Annotated in this window: 16 protein-coding genes; 6 read left to right on the plus strand and 10 right to left on the minus strand. The window is 45.3% G+C overall.

Going from position 1 to position 19,011, the window contains the following annotated elements; genetic code table 11:
• Positions 1 to 44: 44 nt before the first annotated feature.
• Entirely contained in the window at positions 45 to 2,057 is a 2,013-nt protein-coding gene (gene ligA / locus NL644_RS19365; RefSeq protein ID WP_114322611.1) for an NAD-dependent DNA ligase LigA, read from the minus strand.
• Between the two features lie 90 nt (positions 2,058 to 2,147).
• Positions 2,148 to 3,104, minus strand: a complete 957-nt coding sequence (gene zipA / locus NL644_RS19370; protein WP_253658716.1) for a cell division protein ZipA — start codon at positions 3,102 to 3,104, stop codon at positions 2,148 to 2,150.
• A 251-nt stretch (positions 3,105 to 3,355) separates the two neighbouring features.
• On the opposite strand from zipA, the gene cysZ reads away from it, so the two are divergent.
• The 5 genes from cysZ (at position 3,356) to crr (ending at position 8,286) form a co-directional block, all read left to right on the plus strand.
• Complete coding sequence (cysZ, locus tag NL644_RS19375; RefSeq protein WP_253658717.1) at positions 3,356 to 4,099, plus strand: sulfate transporter CysZ; 744 nt, start codon at positions 3,356 to 3,358, stop codon at positions 4,097 to 4,099.
• Positions 4,100 to 4,263: 164 nt separating this feature from the next.
• Positions 4,264 to 5,232 carry a cysteine synthase A gene (gene cysK, locus NL644_RS19380; RefSeq protein ID WP_047009545.1) on the plus strand — a complete coding sequence of 323 codons (969 nt, stop codon included), beginning with the start codon at positions 4,264 to 4,266 and terminating at the stop codon, positions 5,230 to 5,232.
• Positions 5,233 to 5,532: 300 nt separating this feature from the next.
• Entirely contained in the window at positions 5,533 to 5,790 is a 258-nt protein-coding gene (locus NL644_RS19385) for an HPr family phosphocarrier protein (RefSeq protein ID WP_005382043.1), read from the plus strand.
• 140 nt (positions 5,791 to 5,930) lie between these two features.
• Positions 5,931 to 7,655 carry a phosphoenolpyruvate-protein phosphotransferase PtsI gene (gene ptsI / locus NL644_RS19390; RefSeq protein ID WP_005393100.1) on the plus strand — a complete coding sequence of 575 codons (1,725 nt, stop codon included), beginning with the start codon at positions 5,931 to 5,933 and terminating at the stop codon, positions 7,653 to 7,655.
• A gap of 121 nt (positions 7,656 to 7,776) precedes the next feature.
• Positions 7,777 to 8,286, plus strand: coding sequence for a PTS glucose transporter subunit IIA (gene crr / locus NL644_RS19395; RefSeq protein ID WP_005382041.1), 510 nt, complete (start codon positions 7,777 to 7,779; stop codon positions 8,284 to 8,286).
• Between the two features lie 81 nt (positions 8,287 to 8,367).
• Here the strand turns inward: crr and NL644_RS19400 are convergent, their stop codons facing one another.
• From NL644_RS19400 to NL644_RS19410, 3 genes are all read right to left on the minus strand, one after another.
• A complete protein-coding gene (locus NL644_RS19400; RefSeq protein WP_114322612.1) occupies positions 8,368 to 9,492 on the minus strand; it encodes a flagellin in 1,125 nt (374 codons plus the stop codon).
• Between the two features lie 117 nt (positions 9,493 to 9,609).
• Positions 9,610 to 10,743 carry a flagellin gene (locus tag NL644_RS19405; RefSeq protein ID WP_005393103.1) on the minus strand — a complete coding sequence of 378 codons (1,134 nt, stop codon included), beginning with the start codon at positions 10,741 to 10,743 and terminating at the stop codon, positions 9,610 to 9,612.
• A gap of 506 nt (positions 10,744 to 11,249) precedes the next feature.
• Entirely contained in the window at positions 11,250 to 12,404 is a 1,155-nt protein-coding gene (locus NL644_RS19410; RefSeq protein ID WP_006743025.1) for a flagellin, read from the minus strand.
• Positions 12,405 to 12,662: 258 nt separating this feature from the next.
• Here NL644_RS19410 and NL644_RS19415 point away from each other — a divergent pair, with 258 nt between their 5' ends.
• Positions 12,663 to 12,821: a hypothetical protein gene (locus tag NL644_RS19415; protein WP_181869548.1), complete on the plus strand. Its 159-nt coding sequence runs from the start codon at positions 12,663 to 12,665 to the stop codon at positions 12,819 to 12,821.
• 6 nt (positions 12,822 to 12,827) lie between these two features.
• Here NL644_RS19415 and flgL read toward each other — a convergent pair whose 3' ends face one another.
• From flgL to flgH, 5 genes are all read right to left on the minus strand, one after another.
• Entirely contained in the window at positions 12,828 to 14,021 is a 1,194-nt protein-coding gene (gene flgL / locus NL644_RS19420) for a flagellar hook-associated protein FlgL (RefSeq protein WP_005393113.1), read from the minus strand.
• Positions 14,022 to 14,034: 13 nt separating this feature from the next.
• Positions 14,035 to 15,975, minus strand: a complete 1,941-nt coding sequence (gene flgK, locus NL644_RS19425) for a flagellar hook-associated protein FlgK (RefSeq protein ID WP_114323789.1) — start codon at positions 15,973 to 15,975, stop codon at positions 14,035 to 14,037.
• 159 nt (positions 15,976 to 16,134) lie between these two features.
• Complete coding sequence (flgJ, locus tag NL644_RS19430) at positions 16,135 to 17,061, minus strand: flagellar assembly peptidoglycan hydrolase FlgJ (RefSeq protein ID WP_114323790.1); 927 nt, start codon at positions 17,059 to 17,061, stop codon at positions 16,135 to 16,137.
• 16 nt (positions 17,062 to 17,077) lie between these two features.
• A complete protein-coding gene (locus NL644_RS19435; RefSeq protein WP_006743028.1) occupies positions 17,078 to 18,169 on the minus strand; it encodes a flagellar basal body P-ring protein FlgI in 1,092 nt (363 codons plus the stop codon).
• Between the two features lie 43 nt (positions 18,170 to 18,212).
• Entirely contained in the window at positions 18,213 to 18,992 is a 780-nt protein-coding gene (gene flgH / locus NL644_RS19440) for a flagellar basal body L-ring protein FlgH (RefSeq protein WP_006743029.1), read from the minus strand.
• Positions 18,993 to 19,011 lie beyond the last annotated feature (19 nt).

Consider the following 19,011-nt stretch of genomic DNA (forward strand, 5'->3'; position numbering starts at 1 on the left):
ACCATGTGGGGCTTTTAGTTATTTTTTAGCTTTTTTGATAAGACTTAATTCATCAACTCGAGTAAGTCTTGTTCTGTTTTGATCTCGATACCCAGTTCTTGTGCCTTTGCCAACTTCGAGCCTGCATTTTCACCAGCAAACAAAATATCTGTTTTCTTAGAAACACTACCTGTCACTTTTGCACCTAGGGATTGGAGGGCTTCTTTAGCCTCTGTGCGACCTAATTGAGAAAGTGTTCCTGTCAATACGACTGTCTTACCTTCTAACGGTAGCTCCCCTACCTGCTCAGTAGTATTAATCTCTGGCCAGTGGATCCCTTGTTCAAGCAAATCTTTAACCACCGCTTGGTTCTGCTCTTCACTGAAGAAAGTCGTAATATGTTGAGCAACCACAGCACCGATGTCTTGCACTTCAATTAACTGCTCTTCGTTAGCATTTTGGATGGCTTCCAACGTTTTAAAGTGCATTGCTAGGTTTGCGGCGGTTGCCTCGCCAACTTCACGAATCCCCAGCGAATACAAAAAGCGAGGTAACGTTGTTTCTTTGGATTTTTCTAACGCATTCACAATGTTCTGCGCAGACTTTGGCCCCATGCGATCTAATACCGTTAAAATCCCCGCAGATAACTTAAATAAGTCAGCAGGAGTTTTCACCATCTCACGGTCAACAAGTTGCTCGATCACTTTATCGCCTAGACCGTCAACGTCTAACGCTTTACGAGACACAAAGTGTTTTAGCGCTTGTTTACGTTGGGCTTGGCAAACTAAGCCACCCGTACAACGTGTTACCGCCTCTCCTTCGATCCGCTCAACATGCGAACCACAAACCGGACACTGAGTTGGGAAAATAATATCTCGCGCCGTTTCTGGTCGACGCTCTTTGATGACAGAAACGACTTGAGGAATAACGTCACCCGCTCGACGAATCACAACGTGATCACCGATCTTAACTTGCAGACGTTCTATCTCATCTGCGTTATGAAGCGTCGCATTACTTACAGTTACCCCGCCAACAAATACAGGCTCTAGTTTAGCAACAGGTGTAATCGCACCAGTACGACCGACTTGGAATTCCACCTCATTCAACGTCGTCATTTCTTCCTGAGCCGGGAATTTGTAGGCAATCGCCCAACGTGGAGCGCGAGCAACAAATCCAAGACGCTCTTGCACGGCAATATCGTCAATTTTAATGACGACACCATCGATCTCATAAGGAAGGGCATCACGACGCTGCAAGATATCTTGGTAGTAAGCTTTTACATCCGCCAAACTTTCAACTCGCTTGGTCTCCGGGCACATTGGTAATCCCCAAGATTTAATTTGCAAGAAGCGTTCGTAGTGACTTACCGCCAATTCAGCGCCTTGCACCACGCCTACACTGTATGCATAGAAGCTAAGCGGACGAGAAGCCGTAATGCGTGAATCCAATTGTCGTAAGCTACCTGCCGCAGCATTACGTGGATTAACAAAGATTTTCTCGCCTTTCTTCCTTGCTAATTCATTGAGCTTTTCAAACCCAGCTTTCGGCATAAAGACTTCACCACGAACTTCAAGACGATTTGGCCAGTCATTACCCCTGAGTTTTAAAGGAATGGCTTTAATCGTGCGAACATTCTCTGTGATGTTCTCGCCAGTAGTGCCATCGCCTCGTGTTGCCGCCTGAACTAACACACCGTTCTCATACAGTAAACTAACTGCGAGTCCATCCAGTTTCGGCTCACAACAGTATTCTTTCACACTCTGACTGCCCACCCGCTCTTGTGCTCGCTTATGGAAACTATCAAGTTCGCTGTCATCAAACGCATTATCAAGCGAAAGCATCGGTACTTCATGTGTCACTTGGCTAAACGCAGAGAGAGGTTGTCCACCGACACGTTGACTTGGTGAATCTACGGTAATTAAATCAGGGTTCTCAGCTTCAATATCCAGGAGCTCTCGCATTAAACGGTCGTACTCGGCATCAGGGATCTCTGGGTTATCTTCCACGTAGTAACGCACAGCGTGGTAATGCAACGACTCTTTTAGTTCTTCTAATCGCTGAAGTACTGATTCAGACATAGTAAAGCCCCGTGTATTTTCAATCGGTGAGGTTGGGAAATCCAAGAAAAAGGGCTCCATCCGGAGCCCTATTATTATTTGCTGTTAAGATTATGCGTTAGCGGCATTAAACTCAACTATTTGACGTCGATAAGACGCTAAACGGTCTGGTGTCATTAAGTTACGCTGGTCATCAAGAACGTTGCCACCTAAATCATCAGCAATTTGCTGCGCAGTTCGGAGCATTAAGTTGAAGTTCTGTTCAGCCTCGCCATAACAAGGCAATGTCATGAAGAATGAAATCCCCTTCGTTGTAAACTCAGCAGGATCAGCATGCTCAAACGTACCAGGGTGCATCATATTAGCGACGCTAAACAGCACTTTGCCGTTACCGGACAAGTCGACATGACGGTGGAAAATATCCATCTCGCCATAAATTAAGCCGTTTTGTTGCATACTCTCAAATAAAGCAGTACCAACAAATGGCTCTTCACCCGCGCAGTGCACATTCAATACAATCACTTGCATTTCAGGTTCAGGCTTTGGCTCTTCCTTAGGCTCTGCAACTACAGGCTCACTAACCGTTTCGACTTGCTGTTCTTTCTCAGCGATATCAAACGCGGCGGGAATAGCTTCTTCTTCCACAGCAGGCTGGAGTCGCTCTTCAGCTACTGGTGCTTGAACAACAGGTTCAGCGTCCTCTTCTTTATCTTTTTCTGCAACAAATGAAGGGATGTCATCTGGCTCCTGCTGTGTCTGTGTTACTTCAGATGGGCCACCGAATAGCGGGTCAGATTCAAATTTGTTGTCGAAAGAACTCGCCATTCCAAAATCTGGTTCTTTGCGATCTTTACGAATGATCTCAAAGTCATCTTCAGGAGCGGGAGCGAAGTCTCGTTCTTTCTCGACAAGATCATTTTTGTCCCCTTGGTCAACATCCAGCTTACCAAGCGGTTTGTTACCAAACTTTGCTTTGCCTTCTTTTTTACTGCTCCACAAACCATGAAACAGCAATGCCGCGATGGCTAATGCGCCAACAACAATGAGTACGAATCGCAATTCCTGCATTATTTACTCTCAATATACTTGTTTTTACTACTCGCAGTTCCTTGAGCAGCAACCCAAGTGCAATAAATCTGAATGATACGTTTACTTTACCAAAACTATATGTAGATTTAGAACAACTTAATGCAAGAAGTTCCGTTTTTTGTTGTGATTCTTGCCACGATTCCACTTAACAAGACGTCATTTGTCAGGGCATTGAAAGAAAAGCCCTCACAGGTACAATGAGTTTTCATTTACACGAAGCCAAAATAGACATGAAGCAAAACAATCAGCAGAGAACCGGATTCGGTTATTTTCTATACGGGATACAATTGGCACTTGCCCCTAAAATCAGGCGCTTTGTCATTTTACCTCTACTTGCAAATATCGTGCTTGTAGGTGGTGCCATCTTCTATCTATTTTCAAACCTTAATATATGGATCGAAGACTGGATTGGGCAGCTACCTGAGTTTTTATCCTGGTTAACTTACATTCTTTGGCCTTTACTCGCTCTGACAATACTCGCAACTTTTTCTTACTTCTTCAGCACGCTCGCGAACTTTATCGCCGCGCCATTCAATGGCCTCTTAGCTGAAAAAGTGGAAGAGTACTTAACGGGACAAAAAGTAAATGATGATGGATTCACTGCCGTTCTGAAAGATGTTCCTCGCGTTTTAGCTCGTGAGTGGAGAAAGCTGCTTTACATCTTACCTAAAGCAATAGGCCTATTCCTGTTATTGCTCATCCCTGCCCTTGGACAAACAGTAGGCCCATTTTTATGGTTTATCTTTACCGCCTGGATGCTCGCGATTCAATATTGTGACTACCCGTTTGATAACCATAAAATCCCATTTAACGACATGCGTTACAAATTGAAACAAAAGCAAGGTAAGGCCTATGGCTTTGGGGTATTGGTGTCTGTGTTTACGACGATCCCAATTTTGAACCTCATTGTCATGCCTGTAGCAATATGTGGTGCAACCGCTATGTGGGTCGCGGAGTTTAAGCACCAACGATAGTCGACTAGAGATTAAGGAAAGGGATCAGCGCCAGCTTTTCCCTTTTCTTTTATCAAGTTCTGGGCCAACCTAATAAGATATAACTTTTTAATCCTTTTCCCTTTTTTTCATACCGCATATTCTTCTATCCATATTCACACAACGTGTAATGAAGGAACATCACTATGAGCAAAATCTACGAAGATAACTCTCTTACTATTGGTAATACACCTCTCGTTCGTCTAAACAAAGTAAGCAACGGCAAAGTTCTTGCGAAAATTGAAGCGCGTAACCCTAGCTTCAGTGTTAAGTGCCGTATCGGTGCAAACATGATTTGGGAAGCAGAGAAAGCGGGGCTTCTTAAGCCAGGTGTAGAGCTTGTAGAACCTACCAGTGGTAACACAGGTGTTGCTCTAGCATTCGTAGCGGCCGCTCGCGGTTACAAGCTAACATTGACCATGCCTGAATCAATGAGCCTAGAACGCCGTAAGCTACTTAAAGCACTGGGCGCTAACCTTGAGCTGACTGAAGCGGCGAAAGGCATGAAAGGGGCGATTGCTAAAGCAGAAGAAATCGTAGCAAGCAACCCTGAGAAATACCTACTTCTTCAACAATTTGACAACCCTGCGAACCCAGAGATCCACGAAAAGACTACGGGCCCTGAGATTTGGGAAGCGACAGACGGTGAAATCGACGTATTCGTTGCTGGTGTCGGTACGGGCGGTACTATCACAGGTACAAGCCGTTACATCAAAGGTGAAAAAGGCAAAGCCATCACTTCTGTTGCAGTTGAGCCAGCAGAGTCTCCAGTTATTGCACAAGCACTTGCTGGCGAAGAAATCCAACCTGCTCCGCACAAAATCCAAGGTATCGGCGCTGGTTTCATCCCAGGTAACCTCGATTTAGACATTATTGACCGCGTTGAACAAGTCACCTCAGAAGAAGCGATTGAGATGGCTCGTCGCCTAATGGAAGAGGAAGGTATCCTAGCTGGTATCTCATCTGGTGCGGCTGTTGTTGCAGCCAACCGACTTGCAGAACTCCCTGAATTTGAAGGAAAAACAATTGTAACCGTTCTACCAAGTTCAGGTGAGCGTTACCTAAGCACAGCACTCTTTGCAGGTATCTTTACCGAAAAAGAGAACCAACAATAATATGTGTTCAAATCAATTTTTAGTTTAAAAAAGCCCCGTTTAGGGGCTTTTTTGTTGATCCCTGCCCTACCTTTGGTAATATCAGGGTGTTTTATTTCTAGCTTCAAAATAAAGAAGCAGAACACAAAAAGGTTTCAAAGTGATTACGCACGCAAACAGTTGCGTAGTTACCAAACTTTTGACTAGTATCAGAACTGACGCGCTTTGAACTCTTCCCGTGCTAGCGCACAAGATGTAAAGCAGTTAAGCTAAAATCTAGTCACAAACTAACAAAAAAATACATTTATTGGGGTATATCACATGTACGAGAAGCAAGTAGAAATCACAGCAGAAAACGGCCTTCACACTCGTCCAGCTGCACAGTTTGTTAAAGAAGCAAAAGCATTCGACGCAGACATCACTGTGACTTCTAACGGTAAAAGCGCTAGCGCTAAGAGCCTATTCAAACTACAAACACTAGGCCTAGTAAAAGGTACTCAAGTAACTATTTCTGCTGAAGGCCCACAAGCTCAGCAAGCAGTTGACCACCTAGTTGCTCTAATGGACCAACTACACTAATCCGGTCTCCTACTCCAGAAGCCATTTTGTGAAAGCAAAATGGCTTCGTTGGAAATAGGCTCAAAACTAAGCTAAAACTATTCGTTAGCGCACCCATTATTCTCCCGTTTTATAAAGTTGACCAAACTTAAGGTAAGGCTATGATTTCAGGCATCCTAGCATCTCCTGGTATTGCAATCGGTAAAGCACTACTACTTCAAGAAGATGAAATTGTCCTAAACACAAACACTATTTCTGACGATCAAGTAGAAGCTGAAGTTCAGCGTTTCTTCGACGCTCGTAACAAATCTGCAGCTCAGCTAGAAACAATCAAGCAAAAAGCGCTTGAAACGTTTGGTGAAGAAAAAGAAGCGATCTTTGAAGGTCACATCATGCTTCTTGAAGACGAAGAGCTAGAAGAAGAGATCCTAGCACTTATCAAAAACGACAAGATGACTGCGGATCACGCTATCCACTCAGTTATCGAAGAGCAAGCATGTGCTCTTGAGTCACTAGATGACGAATACCTAAAAGAACGTGCAACTGACATCCGCGATATCGGTTCTCGTTTTGTGAAAAACGCACTGGGTATCAACATTGTTTCGCTTAGCGACATCAATGAAGAAGTTATCCTAGTTGCTTACGACCTAACGCCATCTGAAACGGCACAAATTAACCTAGACTACGTACTTGGTTTTGCTTGTGATATCGGCGGTCGTACATCTCACACTTCAATCATGGCTCGCTCTCTTGAGCTTCCAGCTATCGTTGGTACTAACGACATCACGAAAAAAGTTAAGAATGGCGATATGCTGATTCTTGACGCGATGAACAACAAGATTGTTGTTAACCCATCAGAAGCTGAACTAGAAGAAGCGAAAGCGGTTAAAGCGGCATTCCTAGCTGAAAAAGAAGAGCTAGCGAAACTGAAAGACCTGCACGCAGAAACGACTGACGGTCACCGTGTAGAAGTTTGCGGTAACATCGGTACAGTGAAAGACTGTGACGGTATCCTCCGTAACGGCGGTGAAGGTGTTGGTCTGTACCGTACTGAATTCCTATTTATGGACCGTACTGCACTTCCAACTGAAGAAGAACAGTACCAAGCGTACAAAGAAGTTGCGGAAGCAATGAACGGTCAAGCTGTGATCATCCGTACTATGGATATCGGCGGCGATAAAGATCTCCCATACATGGATCTTCCAAAAGAGATGAACCCATTCCTGGGCTGGCGTGCTGTACGTATCAGTCTGGATCGTCGTGAAATCCTTCGTGATCAGCTACGTGGCATCCTACGTGCGTCTGCACACGGTAAACTGCGTATCATGTTCCCAATGATCATCTCTGTTGAAGAAATCCGTGAGCTTAAGAAAGCGATCGAAGAGTACAAAGAAGAGCTACGCGCTGAAGGCCACGCATTCGACGAAAACATCGAAATCGGTGTTATGGTTGAAACTCCTGCTGCTGCTGCGATCGCACACCACTTAGCGAAGGAAGTGTCTTTCTTCTCTATCGGTACAAACGACCTAACTCAGTACACGCTAGCGGTAGACCGTGGTAACGAGATGATCTCTCATCTTTACAACCCACTATCACCAGCAGTACTAACCGTGATCAAGCAAGTTATTGACGCTTCTCACGCAGAAGGTAAATGGACTGGTATGTGTGGTGAGCTTGCAGGTGACGAGCGTGCAACGCTTCTACTTCTAGGTATGGGTCTGGACGAGTTCTCAATGAGCGGCATTTCAATCCCTAAAGTGAAGAAAGTAGTTCGTAACTCTAACTTCGCAGAAGTGAAAGCAATGGCTGAAGAAGCCCTTTCTTTACCAACAGCTGCAGAAATCGAAGCAGTGGTAGAAAAGTTTATTGCTGAGAAAGCTCAGTAATCGGTAGTACCAAGTAATTCAATACTTAATGGTCATTAGACGGCGAAAAAAGTCGTCTAATGCGCTATATTGGTATACTATAATTCGACAGAATAAAACCAAACCTTAGGAGCATGACACAATGGGTCTGTTTGACAAACTTAAGAAGCTTGTATCTGATGACAGCGCTGACGCTGGTGCTATCGAAATCATCGCGCCACTTTCTGGTGAGATTGTAAACATCGAAGACGTGCCAGATGTTGTTTTCGCTGAGAAAATCGTTGGTGACGGTATTGCTATCAAGCCAGCAGGCAACAAAATGGTAGCTCCTGTAAACGGTACTATCGGTAAGATCTTCGAAACTAACCACGCATTCTCTATCGAGTCTGACGACGGTGTTGAGCTTTTCGTTCACTTCGGTATCGACACAGTTGAACTAAAAGGCGAAGGCTTCACTCGTATCGCTGAAGAAGGTCAAACTGTTAAAGCTGGCGACACTGTAATTGAATTCGATCTAGCTCTTCTAGAAGAGAAAGCGAAGTCAACGCTAACTCCAGTTGTTATCTCTAACATGGACGAAATCAAAGAGCTGAACAAGCTTTCTGGTTCTGTGACTGTTGGTGAAACTCCAGTTCTACGTGTAACTAAGTAATTTTTACTTAGCCGAACACGAAAAAAACGCTGCCATTGGCAGCGTTTTTTATTACCTGAAGTTTATGCTTTCTTACCGGATTCAACTGAGTAGACCAAGTGCCGAACTCGGCCTTTGTTTTGCTTGAGCCAATAACGCAGTTGTCGCATCTTGGAGCACTTGAGAACGCACCATTTCCGTAGACTCTCTTGCAAAATCCGTGTCTCTTATTCGACTCTTGGATTCTGTAACACTCCGATTCACAGTATTTAAGTTATCCACCGAGCCATTTACACGGTTCTGAAAGCTGCCAATTTCACTTCGGTGCGAATCAACGTACTTAATTGCTGCATCAATCACCCCAATTGAAAGCTGCGCCTTACCTGCCGTCGACATATCGATGTCATCCATTGTGACTAATTGACCAGTGCTTAGATCAAGCTCATCCGCTAAACTGCCTTCTAACTCCACTCCTTCTGGCGTATTCATCGTAGAGGCAAAGAATTGCAGTTCATTGTTTTCCGTTACTGAGGCACTCACTACCGATTGTTGAGCATTGATGTAAGTGGCGACCTGTTCTATGCGATCACCCAATTTGAGCCCAATGGATTCCGTTTGGGTTTGCCCTTTACTGTCTTGGTATTCGACTTTTAGAGTTTGGTTATCTTTAGTGACTCGCCAATCTTTATCGACCGCATCACCAACATAATGCTGCCCTCCCATCTCTGGGATATGGCTACGCATATTACGTAACGTCAAAGAGATTGAATTAGCGTTCGCGCCAATATGAAAGCTTTGCGAGCCATAAGAACCATCAAATAAATTTTTATCCGCAAATGTTGTCGTGATCGCGACACGATCAAGCTCATCCTGCAGCGCTACGACCTCGTATTGGATGCTTTGTCGGTCACTGGTATCGTAACTACCATTTGCCGCTTGAAGCCCTAGAGAGCGTAACCGTTGCAAAATATCACTGCTCTCATGTAACGCGCCTTCCGCGGTTTGCGCGACCGAATAAGCATCGTGCGCATTTCTTAAGGCGACATCAAGCCCTCTCGTTTGCACATGGAGAGTATTGGATATCTGTAAACCTGCCGCATCATCACTCGCCGAGTTAATTCGAAAACCAGAAGTGAGGTTCCGTTGTGACTCGACGTTTTGCGCTGCCGCTTGACTCAGGTGTCTCTGCGCCACCATCGCGGCAACATTGGTATTTAAAGAGACCATCTAATCGATATGAGTGCCTTGTCGAACATCCTGTTGGGACGCATCTAAATCGTTATAGCCGATAAGCAAAAAAGCCAGGGATGAGCCTGGCTTTTGTATCTTGTCTTATTAAGGTGATTAACCTAGCAGACTTAGCGCTGAGTTTGGCGCTTGTTTCGCTTGCGCAAGGATTGAGCTTGACGCTTGCGATAGAATTTGTGACTTGGTCATTTGAGTCGTTTCTTTCGCGAAGTCAGTATCTTTGATACGGCTCTTCGACGCATTCACGTTCTCGTTGATGTTATCCAAGTTGCTGATTGCATGGTTGAAACGGTTCTGGAATGCACCCAGCTCTGCGCGGTGGCTGTCTACGTATTTCAGTGCCGCATCGATGATAGCCACAGATTCTTGTGCGCCACCAACTGAGGTTACGTCGATAGTATCTACTGTTACTTTTTTACCTTCGCCCAAACCTAGCTCGCCAGATAGGCCGCCTGAAAACTCGACTTCGCCTTCGACTTTGTTGTTGCCAGCAAAGATTTGCAGTTTACCGTCTTGGTCTACTGAGGCTTTCACTAGGTCAGTTTGACCGTTAATGTAAGTCGCAAGCTCTTCGATATCGTCACCTGCTTTTGCACTGATGTTGATTTCTTGCTCTTGACCGTAGCTGTCCGTTAGGTTGATTTTTAGGTCGTTCTTACCTTCAGCAACGTTCCAGTCTTTACCTTTACCACTTTCAGCTTGGTAGCTCACACCGCCCATCATTTTGTTGTCTGAACGCATGTCTTTTAGCTCAAGCATCACTGCTTCACCGTTATCCGCACCGATTTGGAACGATTTCGCACCGTGTGTGCCGTTTAGTAGCTTGTTACCACCGAAAGACGTGGTTTCTGCGATACGGTTTAGTTCGTCATTTAGCGCGGTCACTTCTTCTTGAATCGCCACACGCTCTGATTTCGAGTTTGAGCCGTTTGCTGATTGTAGAGACAAGTCACGCATACGTTGAAGAATGTTGGTGGTCTCGTTCATTGCACCTTCAGCGGTTTGTGCAATTGAGATACCGTCGTTCGCGTTGCGAACCGCCACATCCAAACCACGGCTTTGTACGTTCAAACGGTTCGAAATTTGAAGACCCGCAGCGTCATCTTTTGCGCTGTTGATTTTGAACCCCGAAGACAAACGCTCCATAGAAGTTTGTTGAGCTGAGTTTGCGTTGTTTAGGTAACGCTGAGCCGTCATCGCTGATACGTTAGTGTTTACATTCACTGCCATGGTGATTTCTCCAATTGATTTTCCGGTATAGCGGTTTCCGACGTCTCGGAAAACCAAGTAGTTCTCTCAAAGTTACCCCTATTAACGACACCAAATTCAGAAGCTTTAGAAAAAAATTTAAAAAAATAACATTGCGAGATTTAGCTAATAAAATTGAAGAAAAGTAAGAAAAAGTGCTCAAGTTTCCACAAATCGAGCCGAGAGGGCTAAATTGTATAGAAAACCAGCAAAAGGAAACAATTAAAGGTAAGTTCGCAGACGATAGACGTGAGAATTAGAAAAGAAAAAGCCCCTTTTCCTTTGAGAGAACTGGGGCTAGGTTGGTCGCCAGAGCCTATGTGGAGATCAAGAGAAATGAACACATTTCCGGCATACCGAGTGCAACTTTACATTGAAAATAATTGGCAGGTGAGAGATGAGAGAGCCGCTCATTCTATTATAAAGTTGCTTGCCAAAAGCCTGCATTTCCATCCACGTCTGAATGTATTGAGTACAGGCTAAGTAAACTACTGCAATAGTGACATTGCAGAGTTTGGCAACTGTTTCGCTTGAGCAAGAATTGATGTACCTGCTTGTTGCAAAATTTGTGCTTTGGTCATTTGCGTGGTTTCTTTCGCAAAGTCCGTGTCTTTAATTCGGCTGTTCGACGCGTCAACGTTTTCTTGGATGTTTGCCAAGTTGTTGATGCTGTGACTCAGACGGTTTTGCTTCGCACCCAAGTCCGCACGTTGTGAATCCACGTATTTCAGTGCCGAATCCAGCACAGAGATAGCGTTTTGAGAACCTTGTACGGTTGTCATATCAATATCTTGTACTGATGTTCTAAGAGGTTCATCGCTCAAACCAAGCTCAGACGCCAATCCACCCGAAATTGAAATTTCACCCTGAACGTTTGGATGTGCAACAAAAACTTGTAACTTGCCATCTTCACTTACAGACGCGTTGATCATATCAGACTGACCATTAATGTACGTAGCAAGCTCTTCGATGTCGTCACCTGCTTTTGCATTAATGTTGATTTCTAGATCATCGACATTGCCGTCTTCGTCTTCACCCATGCCTGGCAAAGTGATTTTTAGATCCGATTTAGCTGGGTCAACGCCCCAATCTTTATCTTTACCGTTTTCCGATAAGAAGGTCACACCGCCCATGCGAGTATCGTCCGCACGAATGCTGGTTAGCCCCATGATCATTGCTTCACCTGAGCTCGCACCAATCTGGAATGCCGCTTCACCGAATGAGCCGTTCAATAGACGACGGCCACCGAATGACGTGGTTTCTGCGATACGGTTTAGCTCGTCAATCAATGCCATTGACTCTTCGTTGATCGCCTGACGCTCAGCCGGAGAGTTAGTACCGTTCGATGATTGAATAGCAAGGTCACGCATACGTTGCATGACAGATGTTGCCTCATTCATCGCACCTTCAGCGGTTTGGGCAATCGAGATACCATCGTTCGCGTTACGCATTGCGACATCTAGGCCACGAGACTGTGCAGTTAAGCGGTTAGAGATCTGTAGACCTGCCGCATCATCTTTTGCACTGTTAATCTTATGTCCTGAAGATAAGCGCTCCATCGACGTGTTTAATTCGTCAGTCGCTTTGTTTAGGTAACGCTGCGCGGTCATCGCGGAGACGTTAGTACTAACTGTTACAGCCATTTTGCTCTCCTTTTGAGTTCGCAAGCTTTTGCGAAGCGGCCAGCTTTACTCTCATTTGGATAAGCACTGACCGTAAAAATTACTTGCTAAATCTGCCTTAAACGCAGGGTTTAGAATCTCTAAATCTGTTCTGATATTTTCAATACAATTTGTGTGCCAACTTATAAAATTTATTTCACCGCTTTTAAAAGAAGCACATAAACAATAAGTTAGCGTTATCACTAAACCATTTCCGGATAATGAGGCTCATCTTGCTTCATGGATATTGACCGCTACTTTGTTGCCGCCCGACTTGCCTCTCGCGTCATTGCCGCTTTGGGTAAAATCGTGCCGCATAGCCTGACTCTTAATTTACGTCGATTTATCGCACTTAAGGCTTTGCACATAAGGCATCAAAAATCAGACAGTGTGTCTTAAGTCAGACTAAATATAGTTAAACAACGTTAGATCTTTGGTCTTACCGAATGCTTGTTGCGATGCCTGTAACGCTCGTGAGTTTTCACTGAACTCGATAACGGCTTTAGAGTAATCCAAATCCTCAAAGTTGCTCTTCGCTTTCGCCAGAGACAAATTAAAGTCTTCGTGGTTTTGCTCTTGGATATCTAGCGTGCTCAATCGAGCTCCGGCATCAGTACGCGCTTTATTCAAATGGATAAAAGCAGCGTGAAATTCTTCTGTCATTTGGTGCAATTTGGCGGTAGCCGACGTATCCGACACCGATTTATCTGACCACGCCATTGCATCCTTGAAGGTATCGAAAATGCTGAACTCTGCCCGCTTTTCGATCTCGATGCTATCGCCAGGCGTAATTTGACCTTTTACGTGCACTTTCAGGCCTTTGTACTCAATGCCTTTTTCTGGAGAAAACTCATCGGCATCCACGACTTTACCGTTACGCTCTAGTTGGTAACCAAATTTGCCGTTGTTCATATCGACAAATGTCACGCGATACGCCGCATCATCCTTCGTATCAACGTTAGTGGCTCTGTTTAATAGCAACTCAGAACCGTTTTGTAGATCGTAATTCGGCTGATAATCGCCAAATGGGTTTGGTATCTCCATAAACAGCTTGCTGCCAGGATCGTTCATTGGCATCTCAAGCATGCTGGAGACTTTCATTTTGCGCTGGTAATCGTCTCCAGCGTACTGAACACTACCGTCTTTATCGCGATAGAATGGTTGGCTTTTTGGCTTAGTGCCAGCAAACACGTAGTTACCAGATTCATCTTGCGAGTTCACTAAGTTAAGGAAGTTGTTCGCAATCTCTTCTAGCTCACGCTTCTTTGCTTGTCGGTCTTCCGCAGAAAACGCACCGTTAATCATCTCCATCGTTAAGCGCTTCGACTCGTCGGCAAAATTCTCTGCATTGGCGATATTAACTTCGTGGTTTTCTAGACGATTACGCACCAACACTATTGAGCTAAGGTATTGTTGTAGCTGTTCTTGTTGCTGACTAATATTTTGAATGTAATGCGACGCAAGGGGATCGTCGCTAGGTTTCAGTAACTTTTTCCCTGAAGCAAGTTGCTCTTGGTTATGGTGAACCTTATTTTCTTGACGACGCAAATCATTTTGTACGGACTGATAGTTATGGAAACTAGAAATTCGGGTTAGCACTTATCTCTTCTCCTTACCTCAGTTGTAAAATGGTATTGAAGGTATCATTCGCCGCTTGCATCACACGTGATGAAGCCATGTACGCTTGTTGAAACTTCATCATGTTGGCGGCTTCTTCATCGAGGTTAACGCCAGAGATAGAAGCAACGCGCTCTTGTGCCGCTTCATGCTCTAAGCGAGCGACAGAAGCTAATCGGTTTGCTGTAGAAGATTTCAATCCGACTTCGGTATTGAGGTTGTGATAAACATCAATCAAAGTACTGGATTTTCCGTCCATCATCTTATCTGTTTGGATCTTCTGCATTTTTCTCAAGTTGCCGTTACCACCTTCAGAAGGCACCAAGTTTGCGGTGAATTTATCATTCATCAGCGCGCCTTCGCTCAGCTCAAATACAGTCGCATCGCCATTTTTATACAGCGGATGACTTTTCGGCACTGAGATTTCAATCATCGGGTTATCTTTGTCTAGCGGGTATGCGTATTTGTCCGATAGCAAATTGCCCTTGTTGTCCGTGATCTTTAACCATGGCTTATCATGTTTCTCGTCGGCTGGTTGTACGGTGACCTCAAACTCTTTGACATCCCCCGCCTCACGAATTTTGAACTTGGCGTTACCTTGAGCAAAAGTGGTTGAAGCTTCATAACTTTGCGCGGCAATGGCTTTTGCATCATTGGTTTCCATCTTGATGATGGCTGCGCCACTTCGTGTTGGGCGCAACAATACGCGCTCACCAGCGGCAAGACCTTCACCAATTTGCACTTTCATACCATCTAGAACAAACGAAGAATCTGATTGATCAATGTTCAACGACATTTGCTCACCTTTCGGTGTTGTCACGCTATACTGGTCGCCATCATAACGTAGCGAATATTCACCACCTTTGATCGCTGAGATATCATCAATGTAAACCGCAACATCAGCTTGAGAGTCAGGCGCAGCAAAAACTCGAGATTTTGCCACCAGCTCAGAGTTCACGTCGGTAAATACGTCTTTACCTATCTTACCGTTAAGATCCAGACCTTGAGATTGCAGCTGATTAATTTTGTAGGAAAAGCCCGTCGCTAAACGGCCCATTTCATCCTGAAGTTGCGGAATGTGTTTGTCGCGCATTTCAAGCAAGGCACCGATTTTGCCATCCATGTCGTCAGACTTGATCGCTTTAATGCCATCCCCTTCCACCATTGCTAATCGTCTTTGGTGAACATCAGGATAGCCGTCAATCATTTTGAGCTGGCTTGCTTCCGTGCCAGAAACTAGCGTGTGACCATTGCCGATGTGAACATTAAATCCTTCCGCATTTTTGCGTGGGGTTACGGTTACTTTGGTGTACTCAGATAGCTCAGTAACCAGCTTTTCATGCTGGTCCATCAAATCATTGTGTGGACCGGGTGTGCGCATCATTAACCGATGCACATCGCGGATTTCCAAGGCAAGTTGGTTCACGCGTTCAATGCCCATATCCAATTTTTTATTGGTGACGTCAGATTGCAACCGTACGGTTTCATGGAAGTCATTTAATGTATCAGAGAAGATTTTCGCCTTTTCCAATACCACTTTTCGTGCCCCCAAATCGTTCGGGGTATCTGCCATGGTTTTGACCGCATCGAACCACTCGTTCAAGTTCTCTGGGATTTTCTTCGATGCAACTGAGCTCAACATGCTAGAGAGCATATCAAGATTGTCTTGGGTATCCGTTTTGTTGGCATTGTTGGTTGACGACAAGTTCAGTTCATTCACGGCAAACTGATCCCACGAGCGGCGAACATTTTCCACATGCACACCCATGCCGTAGGTAGAACCACCAAACATGCGCGGATCATTCGTACCTTGGATAACAGACTGGCGGCTATAACCCTCTGTATTAACATTAGAAATGTTATGACCAGTGGTGTTTAATTGTCTCTGAGCAGTAAGCACACTTTGAGTACCTACATTCAGAAGATCTGACGCCATACATGCCCCCAAAAACGAAATAAAATCGGCAAAACCGATCACCTAGACACATCAAAGCAAAAGGTGTGCCAAATAAAAGAGAGGTGTGAATGTTCAGAAAAAGTAAAGGCTTGCACTGTGGCAAGCCTTCGAAAACAACATGAACTGGCGAAGAGTAAATTACATACTTTCGATTTTCTGCTTCACCTGCAGGACTTTGTCTGCGTAATTCGGATCGGTCGCGTAACCCGCGCTGTGGATGCCGCGAATAAATGACTCTGAATTCCCTCGCTGTTGCAATGCTGTCTCGTAACGTGGGTTGTCATTTAAAAAGCGCACAAAGTCATTAAAGCTGTCTTCGTAATTTGAGTAGGCGCGAAACGCTGCCGTCTCTTTCACTGGCGTATTATCGTGGAACTCTAGCGTTTGAGTCGTCACTTTGTCACCCAGCCAGCTTCGATCTGCTTTGATGTTAAATAAGTTGTTGCTGCTGCCACGCGCGTTCTTCACTACCTTTTGTCCCCACCCGGTTTCCAAAGCCGCTTGCGCAAGTAGCAGAGATGGCTCGACACCTAGGGCTTTCGCGGCTTTCTCCGCGTATGGCTTCATCGAGTTAACAAAAGATTCTGGCGAATCGAATCGAGTTGGTTCATTGCTTGGTCGAGATAGCTGACCAGATTCAATCAAGCGCTGTTCAATCTCACGCGCTTTTTTCGGGTCAACACGACGATATTCCACGGCATTATTTGCCGCATCACGCATTGCAGTTTCACTCTTGTCGTTACCTTGCCCAGCCGTTAATTGCTTAACAATCATATCGGCCAAGCCCATTGAACCAGACGAACTGAGCTCGCTCGCCATCTGCTCATCCAGCATTTGTCGATAGAACTTCTCGTTCTGGCTGTTCATCATGTTGGACTCAAAGCCCTCATTGGCTTCTCGCATGGATTTCAACATCATGGAGGTGAAAATAGATTCGAACTGACGAGCCGCTGCACGCAGTGCTTCTTGCTCGCCATCTTTACCTTCCTTCACTGCTTTTTGACGCAGGGTATCCAGCGAACTGATGTCATGAATAAAACCAATGTCGTTAGGATTGTTCATTATACCTACCTCCTAACCATTAAATGATGATCAACTGGCCTTCAATGGCACCAGCTTGTTTCAATGCTTGCAAGATAGCCATCAAATCCGACGGCGCTGCGCCGACTTGATTCACTGCACGGACCAAATCATCCAACGTTAAGCCTGGCTCGAACTTAAACATCTTGCCCTGCTCTTCGCTAACTTCGATATCCGAGTCTGGCACGACAACGGTTTGCCCACCAGAAAAGCCGTTAGGTTGGCTAACATTCAGGTTTTCTTTGATTGCGACCGTCATTCCGCCATGGGTTACCGCCGCAGGTTTAAGGCGAACATGTTTACCAACTACGATGGTACCCGTACGAGAGTTAACGATGATTTTGGCTGCGCCATCTGCTGGGTCAAACTCTAGGTTTTCAATTGCCGATAAGAACGCCACACGCTGGCTGACATCACGAGGGGCACGTACACGTACCGACGTCGCGTCTACCGCGCTCGCCATTTGTGGGCCAAGGAAGTTGTTTACCGCATCCGCCATACGTTGAGCCGTTGTGAAGTCTGACTCAAGCAAGTTGAACGTTATGTAATCGCCACGACCAAATGGGTTTGGAATTTCGCGCTCTACTGTCGCACCACTAGAGATAAGACCAACGGTTGGATTGTTACCTACGATTTTTGAACCGTCAGCACCTTCAGCACTGAAGCCGCTCACCACTAAGTTACCTTGAGCAACCGCGTAAACTTGACCATCGAGACCTTTGAGGAACGTTTGCAGTAGCGTACCACCACGCAAACTTTTGGCACTACCGATAGAAGAGACTGTCACGTCTACTTGCTGACCTGGTTTAGAGAATGGCGGCAACTCTGCCGTTACCATGACTGCGGCAACGTTTTTTATTTTCGGCTTTGTGCCCGGCGGCATCTGAATGCCGAAGTTTTGCAACATGGCGGCGAAACTTTGCTCCGTAAACGGGTTCGCTTCGCCTGTGCCAGGTAAGCCTGAAACCAAACCATAACCCACGAGTTGGTTGCTTCGTACACCAGCCACTTGCGCGACGTCTTTGATACGTGCAGCTTGGGCAGCGGTAGAAAACAGAGCAACGCTCATCAGTATTAAAAGGAGTTTTTTCATGCTTACTTATCTCTTGCAGTCAAATTGCCGTCAGCACGGCGTGTTATAGCGCTACATTAAAGAATCGTGCCAAGAAACCCGGCTCTTGCATATCTTGTTGTACACCGGTGCCAGAATACTGAATTCTTGCGTTAGAAACGCGGTTTGATGCAATAGTATTGTCGAAACTAATGTCATCCGGACGAATAGTGCCGCTTAAACGTATGTACTCATCACCCGTATTAAGCGTCATCCATTTTTCTCCACGGATAACGAGGTTGCCATTTGCCAAAACTTCAATCACCTCAACAGTAATGTAACCACTGATGCTGTTACTCTGCTTAGCAGAAGAGTCACCCGCAAATGAGTTTGAGTTATTTAAGTCATAAGAGAAATTGTATTTGCCACCAATTTGCAGCTCTTCGCCACCCACTTGAAGCGGGTCCATTTGCGCTTCATTGGTTTTCGATAAATCGGCATTGGCGCTTTTCGTGGCGCTGGTAGTCTCATCCAGTGTCACAGTAATAATGTCGCCAATACCACGTGGCTTGGAATCGTCGTAAAGATCGGTAATGTGCTCAGCGCTAAACAGTGAGCCTGTTGCAGCAGCATAATGCTCAGGTTTCTTTTTCGGATGAATCGGAGCCCATGCAGGATCACCCGCAACCGGATCGCTTCTGCCACGCAGTGTATCCACGATACCGCTGCTCTCTTCTTTCGATTTATCGCCTTCTACCGCGTCAACCACCGTCGTTGCTTGTGTCACTTCATCCGTTTCAATCGGCTCTAACATGGCACAACCCGACATCGTGGCAATCAAAGCAAGTAGACAAATACGTTTCATCGTGAGCTCCTCAATTCTT

Source organism: Vibrio sp. Y10_XG_PY6 (assembly GCF_024181795.1).
GTDB classification, from domain to species: Bacteria; Pseudomonadota; Gammaproteobacteria; order Enterobacterales; family Vibrionaceae; genus Vibrio; species Vibrio diabolicus.